Here is a 15620-nt window from a genome sequence, read left to right as displayed (position 1 = left end):
GCAGAAAATTAATGTAATAAAAGTGAAATCTACAACATTATTTATTTTTTCTTAAGAAAAAGGACTTTTTCTATGAAGTTTTCTTGAATAGGTGATATATAGGCATTCACTAGGGGTGTCGATCGCAGAGGAGTGGGGAACATGCAATAAAAAAACAGAGTTTATTTGTGTAACTAAAATGTAAATCGCTTACGGATTGGGTTTGCTGCTGAACTATGGTAAAATGAAAATGGTCAAATAAATGAAAAAAAAGTTTTAAAATTGAATTTGGAGGATCAGATGAAGAAGAAAATCTTTGCAACAGTGTGTATGTGTGGCATTGTATTGTCATCATTCGGCGGACCTGTGACCGTTTTTGCTACGAATCACGATCAATTGATCGAACAAAAAAATAACGAAATTGATCAGTTGAGACAGCAACGTCAAAGCGTACAAGGGGAAATTGATGGATTGTCTGCAGAAATTGATACATTAAATCAAGAAGCAGCAATCATTTTAGCGCAGCAAAGTGATTTGTTGCAAGCGATCGAAGGATTGGATCAGGAAATCAGTCAGTTAGAAGAGCGGATTGCCAAACGCTCAGAAAACATCGAAAAGCAAGCCAGAGAAACACAAGTCAATGGAAAAGGCGACAATTTTCTAACAGCCGTACTAGAAGCTGATTCTGTCAGTGATCTAGTGGGTCGGGTACATGCCATGACGACGATCATTCGAGCGAATAATGAAGTGATCGAACAGCAAAAAGCCGATCAACAAGCAGTTGAACAAAAGCGTGCGGAATCACAAGAAAAAGTGGCAGAATTGCAAGCAGCACAGAGCCATCTGGAAGCACAAAAAGGTGTCTTGGAAGCAAGCCAAGCAGAATTAAATGTCTTGGTTAGTCAGTTAGCCTACGAAGAAGCAACGAAAGAAGAAGAAAAAGAACAGCTGCGGGCGGAAAAAGAAGCCTATGAAGCGGAGCAAGCAAGAATCCGTGAAGAAGCTGCCCGTGTTGCTGCTTTACAAGCCCAAGCGGAACAAGCGGCGCAACAGCAGGCAGAACAAGCTGCAGCGGAAGAAGCAGCCTTGAATGAAGCGGCTGCTCAAGCAGAGGGCACCGAATCTGACGCAGAAGCAGAGAGCCCAGCGCCAGTGGAAGAGCCAGAAGCGCCAGCAGAAACGCAGCCAGAGGAAACGCAAGAATCTGAACCAGTTGAAACACCAGAGGCTCCAGAAGAAGCACCAGTAGATACACCAGAAATTCAAGAGCCAGAAACACCAGTGACAGCAGCACCAGAGACGCCAGCGGACAGTGCACCTGCAGTTCCTGCACCAACGCCAGTTACACCAACACCGGCACCAACGCCTGCTCCGTCACCTGCACCGATCGTGACGCCGCCAGCACCTTCTGCACCAGCATCAACAAATGGTGCTGCAATCGTGGCAGAAGCTTATAAGCATATCGGAAAACCCTATGTTTGGGGTGCCAAAGGACCGGACAGCTTTGACTGTTCTGGGTTTACTCGCTATGTCTTTTTACAAGTAACAGGGAGAGATATTGGTGGATGGACGGTACCACAAGAAACAGCGGGTACAGTGATTTCCGTTAGCCAAGCACAACCAGGAGATCTATTATTCTGGGGTTCATCAGGCAGCACCTATCATGTAGCCATTGCTTTAGGTGGCGGACAATACATTCATGCACCACGCCCAGGACAAAATGTTTCTGTTGGCAGTACCGCTCATTTTACACCTAGCTTTGCAGTAAGAATGTAAGGAGTAGCTAGCTGTAGTTTTAAGGAGAGACAAATGGAAGAAAGAAAACAGCTTCGTTATCGTGCGAAGAAACAAAAAAGAGGGCTTCTTTACCGTAAAAGTGCGGCGGCAACCGCTGCACTTGTTAGTACGGTGAATATTTTGCCGATGAATGTTTTAGCAGATACACTTGAGTCAGCAGAAACCCAAAATGGTGTTCAAGTAGTTGAAACAGCAGAGTCAACCCAAGACACATCGACGCATGATTCAGTGAGCATTGTAGAAGATCAAGAAGTGAACGAGGGATCACCAGCAACGCAAGATAGTACCGATCCATCAGAAGCTGAAAGTTCGGATGTAGTAGAAAGTCAAGACGTACCCGAAAATGAACCAGCAGATGATGCTTCCGAACAGAATGAAGCAGAAATCGATCGTGACATTCCTGTTCTGTCAGAAGAAGAGCGGATCGCCATTGAAACGAAGGTCATGCCCAACTACAACAATCCAATGGCACGATCCAATAATCAGCAAGCATTTATTCAGCAAGTAGGACCAATGGCACAAGAAGTTGCGGGGGCAAATGACCTCTACGCTTCGGTCATGATTGCGCAAGCAATCTTAGAATCAGGTTGGGGGCAATCCACACTGACCACTCTTGCCAATAATATGTTTGGTATCAAGGGATCTTACAATGGACAGTTTGTAGAGATGCAAACCATGGAAGATGACGGGAATGGCAATCTCTATCCGATTATTGCGAAGTTTCGTAAATACCCCTCATTAAAAGAATCTTTTCAAGACAATGCGCACGTTTTGAGAACCACCTCATTTTCGCCAGGTGTTTTCTTCTACCATGGGGCATGGAAGTCTAATACGAATTCTTATCGTGACGCGACACAATGGCTGCAAGGACGTTATGCCACCGACACGGCTTATGCAAGTAAGCTAAACAACTTGATTGAAACGCACAATTTGACCCAGTATGATACATCAAGTGGTGGCGGTTCAAATGATAATAACAATAACAACAATAACAATTCTGAACAGGCGATCAATAAGCAATTCAGAACAAATGCAGCACTCAATATCCGTTCGGATGCTTCCACCAGCGCCTCGATCGTGGGTTCATTGGCTGCCAATGCAACATTTGAAGCAGTAGCGCAAAAAAGCGGCACCAGTGTGAACGGCAATACGACGTGGTATCGAATTCAAGGACGTGGCTGGGTAAGTGCCGCTCACGTGACGGAGATCTCATCGAATACGGGTGGGAATGATAACAACAATAATGGTAATAACAACGATAACAACAATGACAACAACAATGATGATAACAATGATAACAGCAACGGCAACAACAGTGCCGAACAAAGCATCAACAAAGAGTTTCGCACCACCGCTGCCTTGAACATCCGTTCCGACGCATCGACTAGCGCTTCTGTTGTCGGCTCCTTGGCAAGCAATGCAACATTTCGAGCAGTCGCTCAAAAGACGGGAACGAGTGTCAACGGCAACAATGTGTGGTATCGAATCCAAGGACGCGGCTGGGTGAGCGCTGCGTACGTGACAGAAGTGACCGCTGGAAGTAATAGCTCTGAACAAAGCATCAATAAAGAGTTTCGCACCACCGCAACATTGAATATTCGCTCTGATGCGTCTACCAGTGCTAGAATTGTTGGTTCTTTGTTAAACAACTCCTCTTTTCGCGCAGTTGCGCAAAAGACCGGAACCAGCGTCAATGGTAACAATGTCTGGTATCGAATTGAAGGGCGTGGCTGGGTAAGTGCAGCGTATGTTCAAGAAACGAACGCTTCCTCATCAAACAGCACCACCTATACCGTGCGTTCGGGAGACACTCTATGGGGGATTTCGCAACGCTATGGTGTGACTGTCAATCAGTTGATGCAGTGGAATAATCTTTCTGGCTCATTGATTCTTGTAGGGCAACGACTTGTAGTCCGTAGATAAAAAAAAAAAACATCTGCAACCATTTTTGCGGCTATTTGCCAAAATGGTTCCAGATGTTTTGTTTATTCTTCTTTGAAGCTGTTCATGATCGCTGTTAGTTCCTCTTTTGAAGAGTCGTATAAGCTTTCTAACGTCCAGCCATACAACTGAACGTAATTATTTTCGGTTTCAAGTACATAATAAATATAGTGGATATTTAGCCCTTCAACTGTCGCAGGAAAATCCACGAAATAGGCCTTTGTGTCAGGAATTGGTAAAAAGGTGGCAGTCGTATCGAAGCTTGTTGCCAAATTTTCTTGAACCAATCCGAGGTAAGTTTCTAAATCGGCAAAATCCTGTTTTGATTCAACGACTGCAGCTAAATATTTCGTTTCTAACGCATCGGACAACATGAAATCATTGTCAGGGTTCAATGAAGTGAAATCAGGTACCTCTTGCCAATTGCTAGGCAAATCGATGGTATAGTTTGTTCCACTCACGCCTGTGATGGTCTGTTCCGAACTTGGTAAAGCCGCTTCGCTAGAAGAGACCGTCGATTCTTGGGCGACTTCGGTTGACGATGTCATAGATAAGCTTGTAGCGCTTGCATTTTCCGTACTTTCTGAAGCTGGTTTCTCCTCTTTTGGCGTGCAGCCAGCAAAAAGAAGTGTGAACCCCAATAAACTAAAAACAACACTTTTTTTCATTATTCTCACGTTCCCCTTTGTTTTTTATTTTCAAATAACCAACATTATTTAGTTAATCGTATAATAGGAAAGGAAATAACGCAATAAAATATTCTCAGTTATTGCATGAATCGAAAAAAATAAAGGGTTGCTAAATAGTAAATTTAAAAAAATAAAGCGGAAATAACGGACTGTTACCGCTTATTTTCACTTTTTTCTTAGATTGATGCAAAAGTTGATTATAAATACGGGGCGACTTTTGCTATGCTTTAGAAAAGAAAGGAAGCATTAAAAGAATAGTGAAGTTAAAAATTGTGCCGGTTATATCTATAAAATAATAGTGTGTTTTTTATGTATCTTTTTGTTTTGAATAATTGTCAGAATTTTGTTGCGAAATACTATGGCTTCTTTCGATACAAAAAAAGGCGACATCAGTGACAGTTGGATAGAGAAAGATAGCTTAAAGTGGCGAAGAAATAGAAGAAACATAGGATCAACGTTTAAAAATAATGGAACTAGGGGGAAGGAAATTGTTTTATCAATCAGTAAATGAGTATCTAGTAAAAATGAGAGAAGGATTATCTGCTGAAACCATTAAAGATGAAATGCCATCAGTCTATGCGTACTGGTTAGCACAGGAAGCAGAATTGAAAAAAATATTGAAAAACAAAGACATGGCTTTTTGGATGGATATCCAAAGAGTTCTCTTGATCGATGCAAAATTAGTATTACTTCGCAGTTACATCAATGACTACGATTTTCATGGATTTTCCGAAGATGAGATCATTGCCAATGTGGAACAAGATCATTTTACTTTTAACAAAGAACTGTGTGGCTATAGTTTGAAAGAACAAGTACACCCATCAATTATTTTTGGTGATCAATAAGCAACGAAAAAAAGAACGTTCAAACGAGGAATAAGCTACTGCACTGATTCAAAATAAGACCGATTGATTTGTGGTATGATTGTGATGACAAGTACGATTGCACAAATCATTGTGATAGTTTGAAAAGGAGCGGAGAGGTATGGTTCAATTTGAACGGATCATTTTATTGTTTTTCTTGTACTCATTTATCGGATGGCTTTGGGAAACCATTTATTGCTCACTAAAAGCCAAGCACTTTGTGTATCGGGGGTTCCTTATTGGTCCGATCACACCCATCTACGGCTTTGGTATTCTTGGCGTTGTCTATTTGCTACGGCCATTGCATGAGCAAGTGATTCCACTGTTCTTTGCGGCAGCGTTGTTGGTCACCGTGCTTGAATATGTGACAAGCTATTTACTTGAGCGGTTTTTTCATGCCTCATGGTGGGATTACAAAGAAGTACCACTGAATATCAATGGACGGGTGGCATTGCCGATTTCTCTTTTTTGGGGCGTGTGTTGTGTGCTGATTGTTCGATTTGTTCATCCACAAATGCTGGAGGTCGTGCAAATATTGAGTGCTCGGGTCGGATTCTTATTGCCCGTTTTCTTATTAATGGTTCTTTCTTTTGATATGGGCTATACCCTTGCTAACTTGGTTGCCTTTCAGAAAGCGGTGCAACAAGTCAATCAAGCCTTCGAACAGCACAAAAAAGAATTGGCTGAAAATATTGAGCAATATAAAAACGATTGGCAAGGGCGCTTCGCAGCGTTTCCAGAAGAATGGCGCGTTTTAAAACAAAATCTACCGAGATTGAATTTTCATCAAAGAAGACTCTTAAAAAACTTTCAAAAGTTAGAAATCAATCAGATAAAAAGCAGTCAGGAATTGTCTCGATTTATTGAAGCCATTCGTAAGAAAAAATAGGTTTGTTACGGTTAGATTACAAAAAATAAACCCTTATCAATGCTGATTCTTCCCACTTCTGACTGATTTCAGTTGAAAAAGACGATGAAAACACCCACTTTTACGATAATTTGTAATAAATTGTAAAGGTCCTGCAATAAAATTCTTCTTAAGAATTTGTATAATAGGATATGTTGGAAACCATAGTGAGAAGTGAGGGAATTTTTTGAAGGCAAAGAAACTACGAACAATCGTTGTCGCTGTCTTTGCGGCAGGAATCGTTTCTCCAATCTTTGCGCAGGCTGAGTCACTTGAATCATTGCAAGAGCAAGAAAGTGCCGTCATGCAGCAAAGTCAGGAAATCAGTACGGAAGTACAGATTGCATTGACTGATGTGAATGCGAAATACAGTGAGGTAGAAGAGCTAAAAGCTCAAATCGCTGAAAATGAAGAATCATTAGCAACAACCAAAGCAGAAATCAAAACTGCACAAGAAACAATTGAAAAGCGTGAAGCAGTCGTTGCGGAACGTATGAAAGACATCCAAGTCAATGGCGGGGCAACCAGAGACTGGACGGTACTGTTAGAATCATCCAACATCCAAGATTTTATCAATCGTGCCTATGCGATGACGATGTTACAAAACTTGGAAAAAGAAAAGATCGATTCGTTGACAGCAGAAAAAGAAAAGCTGGAAGCTTTAGAAGAAAAAGCACAGTCAACACAGCAATCATTGAAAGAAAATCAAACCGCATTAGAATCAGAAGCCAAAACACTGGATTCAAAAATTGCGAATCTACAAGCCCAATTGAAAGAAAACGAAGCAACCTTGGCACAAATCGCTTCCAGCAAAGAAGCTGAAACAGCTCGCTTAGCTGCTGAAAAAGCAGCAGAAGAACGAGCAGCCAAAGAAGCGGCGGAACAAGCTGCGAAAGAAAAAGCTGAAAAAGAAGCAGCCCAAGCTGCCGAACGTTCAAGTGCTTCTGAATCACAAGCGTCTGCTTCATCGAGCAGCAACACGACTGAAAGCAGTAGCTCATCATCGAGCAGCTCTTCAAGCAACAACAATAGCTCGAACAGCAGCTCAAGCAATACAACTAACAACAGTAATAACAATAGCAACAACAGCAATACAAGTAGTGGTCGAACATTGATGATGGAATCAACTGCTTACTCGTATAAAGAAGCTGGCTCTAGTTTCTTTACAGCAAGTGGTACAGACTTACGTAAAAATCCAATGGCAGTTGCCGTTGATCCAAGCGTGATTCCATTAGGCACCTTAGTCAATGTTGAAGGCTATGGCGTAGCACTAGCGCTTGATACGGGTGGTGCGATCAAAGGAAACATCATTGATGTTCACTTTGATAACGTCGCGCAATGTATCCAATGGGGACGTCGTCAAGTAAAAGTAACGATCCTCGATTAATCAATCAACTAGCAAGAAGCAGCTCACTGAATGAAGTGGCTGCTTCTTTTTTTGGCTTTTAATGTAGGAAGGCATAAGAAAAGAGCGTATCGCTGCGTCAGTGACGACATAGACGATATGCTCTGGATGTATTGTTAAACTGCTCACAATCTCTTACGCTCGTTCTCAGGAGCATTTTTTTAGCAGTTTGGTCAGATGGAGGGAAACGGAGGGGGTTCGCTTATCAAGGATTGAAATTGGCATTCAGTTTTTCCTCTAAAGCTTCCCAGTCGTGCTCATCGGGAAAGGTTTTGAATAGTAAATAATCAATGTCTTGGGCATATTCGGTAATGTATTCCGTATAGTTGGTAACGATCAAATCAATTTGATTTTTTTCCAAATAGCCTGCGGACAATTCATTGGAGTCCGGAAAATAAAAGGTCCGAGAGCTGCGCAAATAACGAACAGATTTGCATTTTAATAATTGGCATAAATAAAAGGGGCCTTCGAACAAAAAAGCGATATTCTTCTTCGCTTGCCAGTACAAAGATTTAATAGAAGTAACGTACATCGTAAGGCTCGTTCCTAAGTGCTCCAGTGTGTTACTGTCCCAAATTTCTCTAGCTAATGGTTGCGTCAACAGATAGTTTTTAAATAGATGGTAATCGTCCGTATATGCTTCTTCGACAAATTGAACGGTATCAGAAATCATATGGTTTAATAAAGGGGATAATAATTGCTTGATTTTTGCTACCGTAAAAAAGGACTCTACTAAGAGTCGGTCGCGAGCGCTATCTTGTGTACCTGGCAAGCAATCCTTGACAAAGGCTGCCGCAAGCTGCTTGATTTCAGGCCAATGATTATACTCTCTACAAAAGGTTTGCTCGATCGCTAAGTTACTGATCGAGCGACGGGTTTTCACTAATAAGAACAAATAAAGGACTTCCTCATAGGGAAGTTCTTTTTGGTATTGTTCACTTACAGCCTCATTGATTTCAGAAAATAGCCGAAAATCATTATACTGTTCAAATAGTTTTTTTATTTGCTTAGGCAACTCGATACGTTGACCTGCACAATGGCGCTCAAAGGTGATATACAAGTAATAATTGAATTCACCAAATGAACAAGCATGCTGGTCGAGTTGATAACATCTTGAAAAAGCACTAGCAGTGATATTTTGGATGGCGATCGGTGGAAAGATCGTATGGGCAGTAATTTCCGATTCATAATAGAAATCATGGAAAAACTTGCGAATGTTGATCTCCTCACCAAGAAAGCAAATAGGATTGGTTTGGATCTCCAAACGATAGAAAGAAAAAATAGGTTGCACCTTCCGCAAATAGCGAAGAACGGTGCTTTCTGATATATGGTACTTCTCTGCCCATTCCGATGAGCTATAAAGATCATTGTGGAAAATACTTTCGATGATATGGAACAAAATCTCATCGGCAATCAGCGCACGTTTTTTCGTTAAATACACAGCGGACTGCTTGATTGAAAAAATATACCCCTTATGAGAAGAGTCGATCGATAAACAGTTGCCAAAATACTCTTTGAGATCTGTCACGTCCGTTACGATCGTTCGCGTGGTACTTCCTGAAATCTTTGCCAAACCTTGAGTCGAACATTGATAATTTTTCTCGAATGCCATCAAAATTTTCAGCCATCGAATCGTTGCAGTGTTGGTAATGAAATTAATTTGAAAATTTCTCAAGACGTGGCTCCTTTCATGAATAAAATCGCAAATCTTACTTATTCATCTTAAAGAAGATAGGGAAGAAAAAACAAATCACGTATTTCATCGGTTGGTGAAATCTATACCTGAATATGCGCAAGATTTTTTGCATTTTCTATAAATCAACTGATGATCGGCATATATATAGGTAGAAACACGTTTTTTCAGTGCAAAGAAGGAAATTGATTGGCATCGAATAGTAAGAGAGAGGTGACAATTTTATTACGATAAAATAAAAATTGAGTGATTAACTATATTTAAAATAAACCGATAGAAGTTGGTGAGGTGAAATTGAGGGGGAAAGTCAGTTTACAGAAGATAACTTATAATTTTAACAGGAACGATTGGTGTAAATAAATAGTATCCGCGAAGGAAACCCTAAGTGCGCCAAGAAAAATATTCAGTTTTGCCCAACCGATTTATAATAACAACAAAAGCATTTAACTTTTCTTTCTGAAATTCTTATCTTTTCTATTTATAATGAAAAGATGTTGAGAAAATGAATGAATATAATCGCTCGAGGTTATTTTTCTATGATGTGACAACTCTCAAAGACGATGAGAACAACGATTATCACTGAATTATTTATTATTTAAAATGAGGGTTTAAAAAAACTGTCAAGTATGCTACGCGTTATTTATGTATATTTAAAATAACTGATGTTTGCCATTATATAAGTCTTTTATTGACGAAAAATATACCTTAAAAAAGAAAAAACAGGAATTTCCTTTATTTAATGATACATTTCTCTTATAATAAACTAGAATTGCCTTTATTATGTGAGACGAAGGCAGCATGCTTAAACAAGCACAATTGAAGTAGGGAGTGTGTTCATGGGAAAGCCGTTAGTAAAGACTTTGACTGTTTTAGCCGTGGGTATTGGCGCAGTTGCAATATGTTTCATTGGTTACCGACAAAATAACCAAAGGCAATATCAGCAGCGAGTCGAATACGCACAGACAGCGATTGCCAGCGAAAAAGATCGCATCAATGAGTTGTCTAATGAAATTGCTGAATTATACAGCAACGAGGATCAAACATTTTTAAGAAAAGATCTTAAAGAGGAAGACGTTCTTAAAACAGTCGCAAAACTTTCTGCAGTGAAAGTATCTGCAGACGATTATGGGATCGATGATGATGCATTACCAAGTGAGTCAGTCGAGATCCAACAAGAAAAAGCCGCCCTTGATGATCAACTAAAAGACATCGAGGCAAAATTAAAAGTACAAGCGGATACGGAAGCCTTATTTACTGAAGGCGTTTCAAATTGGCAAAGTGCTGAGAATGATGTCATCATTAGAGCCGATCTAAAAGAAACGGATGTTGGGAATGTCCGTGAAAATCTGAGCTTTTTTGAAGATAGTAAGTGGAAAGAGTTAGTTGTTTCCTATTTAGAGTATGCGGATACTCAATTGGACCGCATTGCAAAATTACAAGAAACTTTTGATGAAATGCTTGATGGGGATGAGGTGACCAGTGAAGTCACCTTAGAAAAATACCTGAGTGCAGTCGACAGCATCAGCAAAGTTCGCAATGAAGAATTGAAAGAGAAATACACCGAATTAGCAGACAAAGTCGCTACCCTAATGGGGTACACAGGATACAGCACGTATACACCCCCCGCTTCAACGGAAAGTTATTCAGAGGATACATCAGCAGGAGACGGCACCTGGACAGATCAAAGTTCAGACATTGTCTACTAATTGAAAACATGTATCAAAGAAAATAGAGATAACTGGAGGAAAGCAAATGTCAAAAGGAAAAAAAATCTTTTTAATTATCTTTACAATCGTTGCAGTTTTAGTCATCGGATTGATCGGTGTCGCCGCCAAACTATATTTTGATGTATCAAACTCAATTAACGAAACTTATCAATCAGTCGAGCGTGATCGAGAAGATCGCCTACGTGAAAATGATGTCGATCTATCCCAACAAGAGTCCTTCTCGGTTTTACTGATGGGGATCGATACCGGTGATTTAGGCAGAGTCGAACAAGGCCGTTCCGATACCATGATGGTTGCGACCATCAGCCCACAGGACAACCAGACGACGGTGGTGAGTATTCCGCGCGATACCTATGTTGATATCGTAGGACATGGAACAACAGATAAAATCAATCATGCCTATGCCTTTGGAGGGGCTGCCATGTCTATGGACACGGTTGAGAAGTTTTTAGATATCCCCATCGATCATTACGTGTCCCTTAATATGGAAGGCTTGAAAGAGTTAGTTGATGCAGTCGGCGGTATTGAAGTTGATAATGATTTGACTTTTTCAAAAGATGGCTTTGATTTTACAATTGGTCGTACAAAATTAAACGGGGAACAAGCACTCGCTTATTCAAGAATGAGATATGATGATCCCAATGGAGACTACGGCCGACAAGACCGACAACGTAAGATGGTTGAAGCAATCGTAAAAAAAGTTCTCAGTCTAGATGGGGTTAGTCAATATCAGACTATCTTGAATGCAGTTGAGAACAATATGAAAACTGATATGAGTTTTGATGATATGCGGACATTGGCAATGAGTTATCGCAGTGCGTTTCAAACGATCAAACAAGACCAGCTTCAAGGTGAAGGATTCATGCAAGATGGCATCTCGTATCAGCGTGTAAGTGATGAAGAGTTAAATCGTGTGCAAACTATCCTTAAAGACCAGTTAGACATCAATAACTAGAAGAAAGTGGAGAAATATGGAAGAGACTATTAGTTTAAAAGAAATATTTGATATATTACGGAAACACCTGACCTCAATACTAATCTCGATGTTTGTCGGCTTGGCGTTAGCATCGATCGTTACCTTTTTTGTTCTTACGCCCAAGTATCGTTCTCAAGCACAATTGATCGTTACTTTGCCACAAAGCGAAACAACAAATGCAAATGATGTAAATATGAATCTACAAATGATCAACACGTATAAAGAACTAGTTACAGGTGATTTGGTTATCAATCAGGTCAAAGACCGAATAGAATCAGAATATGGCATTGATAAAAGTGTCCAAGAACTGAAGGATTCTGTCGATGTGACACAATCGCAAAATTCACTAATGTTTTCTATTAGGGCCACAGATACTAGTTCTGTTTATGCTGCAAATATTGCAAATACAACAGCATTAGTCTTCCAAGAAAACGCAAAAGATGTATTGAGCGTAGACAAAATATCAATCATCTCCAATGCAGAAGCAAGTTCTTCCCCGGTATCCCCAAACAATAAACTTAATTTAGCAATTGGTTTAGTCTTGGGAATCTTAGTCGGTGTTGGTATTGCTTTCTTACTGGAATTGTTGGATCGAACGGTCAAAGATAATAAGTATGTTACAGAAACATTAGGCTTTACGATTCTTGGAACAGTTCCGCAAATGTCTGCCAAAGAAGTAAATGCAACGATCCAAAAGAAACCATCAATACAAATGATCAAAAAAAATACTGGTGACAAGGCAGCTGAATCGCGCCGTAGCCGTACAAGAGTTTAAGGGGGGAAGATGAATGGCGAAGATAAAAGAGCATAAAGGGACACAAACACATGCGGTTAGCTTAATTACATTGGTTGATCCATCGTCACCTATTTCAGAGCAATACAGAACAATACGGACGAATATTCAATTTGCATCCTCAGCTGATCAACAGATCAAAACATTAGTAATTACATCTTCTGGTCCAGGAGAAGGGAAATCTACGACTTCTGCGAATTTAGCAGTCGTCTTTGCAAAATCTGGTCAGCGGGTGTTATTAGTTGATGCCGATATGCGTAAGCCTACGGTTTATAAAACATTTAACCTAAACAACGCTTCTGGTTTAAGTACGGTGTTAAGCACGACGACAAGCGTCTTAGAAGCATCACAAAAAACGGTTATCGATAATCTTTCTGTGTTAACTAGTGGACCTAAACCCCCAAATCCATCCGAGCTTTTAGGATCTTCTCGAATGAATCAAGTAATCGAAGAAGCAAGGAATTTATATGATGTAGTTATTTTCGATATGCCTCCTGTGGTCGCAGTTACGGATGCACAGATCATGGCATCGAAAGCAGATGGCACTTTGCTAGTTGTTCGGGAAAATGTTTCCCGTAAGGAGTCTCTTGCAAAAGCAAAAGATTTATTAACTATGGTTCAAGCGAGAATTTTAGGGGTTGTTTACAATGGCGCCGAAAATAGTAAAGATTCAGGCTATTACTATTATTATGGAAACTAAATGATATAAAGGAGACGGGAGAAATGATTGATTTACATTGTCATATTTTACCAGGTGTTGATGACGGAGCAGAAAATATTGAGGCAAGTATTGCCATGGCTGAACAAGCTGTTAGTCAAGGTATTACACATATTTTGTGTACACCACATCATAATAATGGGAAATATACAAATCTTAAGTCAGAGGTCATTTCTCTTGTCGCATCTTTACAGGCAGAATTAGACAAAAGAAATCTGCCGTTAACTGTACTAGAAGGACAAGAAGTTCGAATTACAGGTGATTTAATTGAGGATATACGAAATGATAAGATTTTATTTACTGACCTTGAGGATACGTATATCTTGATAGAATTTCCTACAATGGAAGTTCCTTCATATACAGAACAAGTTTTTTTTGAGCTATTACAAATGGGGAAAATTCCTGTGATCGTTCATCCAGAAAGAAATGCTCATTTTCGAAAGGATCCCAATAACCTGATTCCATTTTTAGATATGGGGTGTTTGGCACAACTTACTGCTCCAAGCTACGTCGGGGTATTTGGTAAAGATATTCAAAAAACAGCTAAAATAATGGTTAAAAATAATTTAGTTCAGTTAGTTTCTTCAGATGCTCACGGTATAAAAAGACGTCCTTTTAAATTAAAAGAAGCTTACAATCAAATAGAAAGAGATTTCGGAAGTGAAAAAGTATCGATGTTACAATACGTAGCGAAGGATTTGTTAAATGGAGATCGAGTAAAATATTTTGATTATATTAACGTTAAAAAGAAAAAGTTTGGATTATTTTAGGAGGGAAAGTTTTTTGGAGGATACAAATATGTGTAAGAGTGAAAAAATAGATGAGAATTTTTCTCCAGAAATTTGGTTGGATAAGACAGACCTTGAATCAAGATCAAGATATCGTTTTGTAAAGAGAATTGTTGATATATTCGGAAGTGTTTTAGGCCTGATTTTACTTTCACCAATATTCTTATACGTTGCGTTTAAAATCAAACAAGAAGATTCGAGTGGGCCAGTTTTTTTCTCTCAATATCGTGTTGGGCGAAACGGGAAAATTTTTAAAATGTATAAGTTTCGTTCTATGTGTGTAGATGCTGAGGAGAAATTGATAGATTTACTACAACACAACGAAGTTGATGGTGCAATGTTTAAAATGAAGGATGATCCTCGTATAACAAAAATAGGTAAATTTATTCGTAAAACAAGTATTGATGAACTTCCTCAGTTCTGGAATGTTCTAAAGGGAGAAATGAGTATAGTGGGGCCAAGACCCCCTCTTTTAAGAGAACTAAATGATTACTCAGAATATGATAAACAACGATTGCTTGTTAAGCCTGGGTGTACTGGTTTATGGCAAATCAGCGGAAGAAATCATGTTGGGTTTGATGAAATGGTTAAACTAGATTTAGAATACATCAGTTCACAAACATTATTGCTAGATATAAAGATTATTTTAAAAACTATTTCAGTAATAGTGCGTCCGAATGGAGCTTACTGAAATTAAAGTAAAGTTAAGGAGCAAAGATGACAAGAAGTGTTTATATAATAGGATCAAAAGGTATTCCTGCTAAATATGGTGGTTTTGAAACTTTTGTTGAAAAACTAACTGAATTTCAAAAATCTGAAGATATTCATTATTTTGTTGCTTGTATGAAGAGTAATTCTGATAAATCACAGATAAAAGAAGATATATTTGAATATAATGGAGCAACTTGTTTTAATATTGAGGTACCGAATGTTGGACCGGCTAAAGCTATTTTATACGACATTCTTGCTCTCAGAAAGGCTATTAAAATTTCGAAAAAGAACAGAGATGAAAATCCAATTTTTTATATACTAGCCTGTAGAATAGGACCGCTTATTAACTATTTTAAAAAAACTATTGATAACATCAATGGTCAATTGTTTGTAAATCCTGACGGGCATGAATGGTTAAGAAAAAAATGGAGTAAACCAGTTAGGATGTATTGGAAATTATCTGAAAAAATGATGGTTAAAAAATCTGATTTAATGATTTGTGATAGCAAGAATATTGAAAAATATATTCTAAAAGAGTACCAAAAATATAATCCAACTACTATTTATATTGCTTATGGAACAGATTTAACATTTAGTACTTTGAATAGAGATGATAGCTTAGTAAGAAATTGG

The 15620-nt window shown here is 39.1% G+C and carries 14 protein-coding genes; 12 read left to right on the top strand and 2 right to left on the bottom strand.

Annotated elements, in window-relative coordinates:
- The first annotated feature begins 279 nt into the window (after positions 1-279).
- Together A5883_RS09820 and A5883_RS09815 are read left to right on the top strand one after the other, a co-directional pair.
- Entirely contained in the window at positions 280-1755 is a 1476-nt protein-coding gene (locus tag A5883_RS09820) for a C40 family peptidase (protein ID WP_086338452.1), read from the top strand.
- Between the two features lie 33 nt (positions 1756-1788).
- A complete protein-coding gene (locus A5883_RS09815; protein ID WP_086338451.1) occupies positions 1789-3699 on the top strand; it encodes a glucosaminidase domain-containing protein in 1911 nt (636 codons plus the stop codon).
- A 62-nt stretch (positions 3700-3761) separates the two neighbouring features.
- Here the strand turns inward: A5883_RS09815 and A5883_RS09810 are convergent, their stop codons facing one another.
- Complete coding sequence (locus A5883_RS09810) at positions 3762-4385, bottom strand: hypothetical protein (protein WP_015509378.1); 624 nt, start codon at positions 4383-4385, stop codon at positions 3762-3764.
- A gap of 488 nt (positions 4386-4873) precedes the next feature.
- Between A5883_RS09810 and A5883_RS09800 the strand changes: the two genes are divergently transcribed.
- The 3 genes from A5883_RS09800 (at position 4874) to A5883_RS09790 (ending at position 7563) form a co-directional block, all read left to right on the top strand.
- Positions 4874-5251 carry a DUF7006 family protein gene (locus A5883_RS09800; protein WP_016608130.1) on the top strand — a complete coding sequence of 126 codons (378 nt, stop codon included), beginning with the start codon at positions 4874-4876 and terminating at the stop codon, positions 5249-5251.
- Between the two features lie 139 nt (positions 5252-5390).
- Positions 5391-6158 carry a putative ABC transporter permease gene (locus tag A5883_RS09795; protein ID WP_086338450.1) on the top strand — a complete coding sequence of 256 codons (768 nt, stop codon included), beginning with the start codon at positions 5391-5393 and terminating at the stop codon, positions 6156-6158.
- Positions 6159-6363: 205 nt separating this feature from the next.
- Complete coding sequence (locus A5883_RS09790) at positions 6364-7563, top strand: 3D domain-containing protein (protein ID WP_015509381.1); 1200 nt, start codon at positions 6364-6366, stop codon at positions 7561-7563.
- Between the two features lie 223 nt (positions 7564-7786).
- On the opposite strand, the gene A5883_RS09785 is transcribed toward A5883_RS09790, so the two are convergent.
- Positions 7787-9256: a helix-turn-helix domain-containing protein gene (locus A5883_RS09785; protein ID WP_086338449.1), complete on the bottom strand. Its 1470-nt coding sequence runs from the start codon at positions 9254-9256 to the stop codon at positions 7787-7789.
- Positions 9257-10110: 854 nt separating this feature from the next.
- Here A5883_RS09785 and A5883_RS09780 point away from each other — a divergent pair.
- The 7 genes from A5883_RS09780 to A5883_RS09750 all read left to right on the top strand — a co-directional run.
- Positions 10111-10980 (top strand): hypothetical protein, encoded by an 870-nt coding sequence (locus A5883_RS09780; RefSeq protein ID WP_086338448.1) that lies wholly within the window; start codon positions 10111-10113, stop codon positions 10978-10980.
- A gap of 46 nt (positions 10981-11026) precedes the next feature.
- Positions 11027-11956 (top strand): LCP family glycopolymer transferase, encoded by a 930-nt coding sequence (locus A5883_RS09775; RefSeq protein ID WP_086338447.1) that lies wholly within the window; start codon positions 11027-11029, stop codon positions 11954-11956.
- 16 nt (positions 11957-11972) lie between these two features.
- Positions 11973-12752 (top strand): YveK family protein, encoded by a 780-nt coding sequence (locus A5883_RS09770; RefSeq protein ID WP_086338446.1) that lies wholly within the window; start codon positions 11973-11975, stop codon positions 12750-12752.
- Between the two features lie 13 nt (positions 12753-12765).
- Positions 12766-13470, top strand: a complete 705-nt coding sequence (locus A5883_RS09765) for a CpsD/CapB family tyrosine-protein kinase (protein WP_086338445.1) — start codon at positions 12766-12768, stop codon at positions 13468-13470.
- A gap of 23 nt (positions 13471-13493) precedes the next feature.
- A complete protein-coding gene (locus A5883_RS09760; protein ID WP_086338444.1) occupies positions 13494-14258 on the top strand; it encodes a tyrosine-protein phosphatase in 765 nt (254 codons plus the stop codon).
- A 28-nt stretch (positions 14259-14286) separates the two neighbouring features.
- Positions 14287-14967, top strand: a complete 681-nt coding sequence (locus A5883_RS09755; protein WP_086338725.1) for a sugar transferase — start codon at positions 14287-14289, stop codon at positions 14965-14967.
- A 26-nt stretch (positions 14968-14993) separates the two neighbouring features.
- Positions 14994-15620 (top strand): DUF1972 domain-containing protein (locus tag A5883_RS09750; protein ID WP_141108415.1); only part of this gene is annotated, 627 nt, incomplete at its 3' end.

This window comes from Enterococcus sp. 5B3_DIV0040 (genome assembly GCF_002140755.1).
GTDB classification, from domain to species: domain Bacteria; phylum Bacillota; class Bacilli; order Lactobacillales; family Enterococcaceae; genus Enterococcus_D; species Enterococcus_D casseliflavus.
Note: the sequence above shows the minus strand (reverse complement) of the source record. Positions and strands in the feature narration are given on the sequence as shown.

Bases quoted from the DNA above. Each gene is read 5' to 3' on its own strand.
- A5883_RS09820 (WP_086338452.1), top strand. From the start codon at position 280: ATGAAGAAGAAAATCTTTGCAACAGTGTGTATGTGTGGCATTGTATTG.
- A5883_RS09815 (WP_086338451.1), top strand. From the start codon at position 1,789: ATGGAAGAAAGAAAACAGCTTCGTTATCGTGCGAAGAAACAAAAAAGA.
- A5883_RS09810 (WP_015509378.1), bottom strand. From the start codon at position 4,385: ATGAAAAAAAGTGTTGTTTTTAGTTTATTGGGGTTCACACTTCTTTTT.
- A5883_RS09800 (WP_016608130.1), top strand. From the start codon at position 4,874: ATGGAACTAGGGGGAAGGAAATTGTTTTATCAATCAGTAAATGAGTAT.
- A5883_RS09795 (WP_086338450.1), top strand. From the start codon at position 5,391: ATGGTTCAATTTGAACGGATCATTTTATTGTTTTTCTTGTACTCATTT.
- A5883_RS09780 (WP_086338448.1), top strand. From the start codon at position 10,111: ATGGGAAAGCCGTTAGTAAAGACTTTGACTGTTTTAGCCGTGGGTATT.
- A5883_RS09775 (WP_086338447.1), top strand. From the start codon at position 11,027: ATGTCAAAAGGAAAAAAAATCTTTTTAATTATCTTTACAATCGTTGCA.
- A5883_RS09770 (WP_086338446.1), top strand. From the start codon at position 11,973: ATGGAAGAGACTATTAGTTTAAAAGAAATATTTGATATATTACGGAAA.
- A5883_RS09765 (WP_086338445.1), top strand. From the start codon at position 12,766: ATGGCGAAGATAAAAGAGCATAAAGGGACACAAACACATGCGGTTAGC.
- A5883_RS09760 (WP_086338444.1), top strand. From the start codon at position 13,494: ATGATTGATTTACATTGTCATATTTTACCAGGTGTTGATGACGGAGCA.
- A5883_RS09755 (WP_086338725.1), top strand. From the start codon at position 14,287: ATGTGTAAGAGTGAAAAAATAGATGAGAATTTTTCTCCAGAAATTTGG.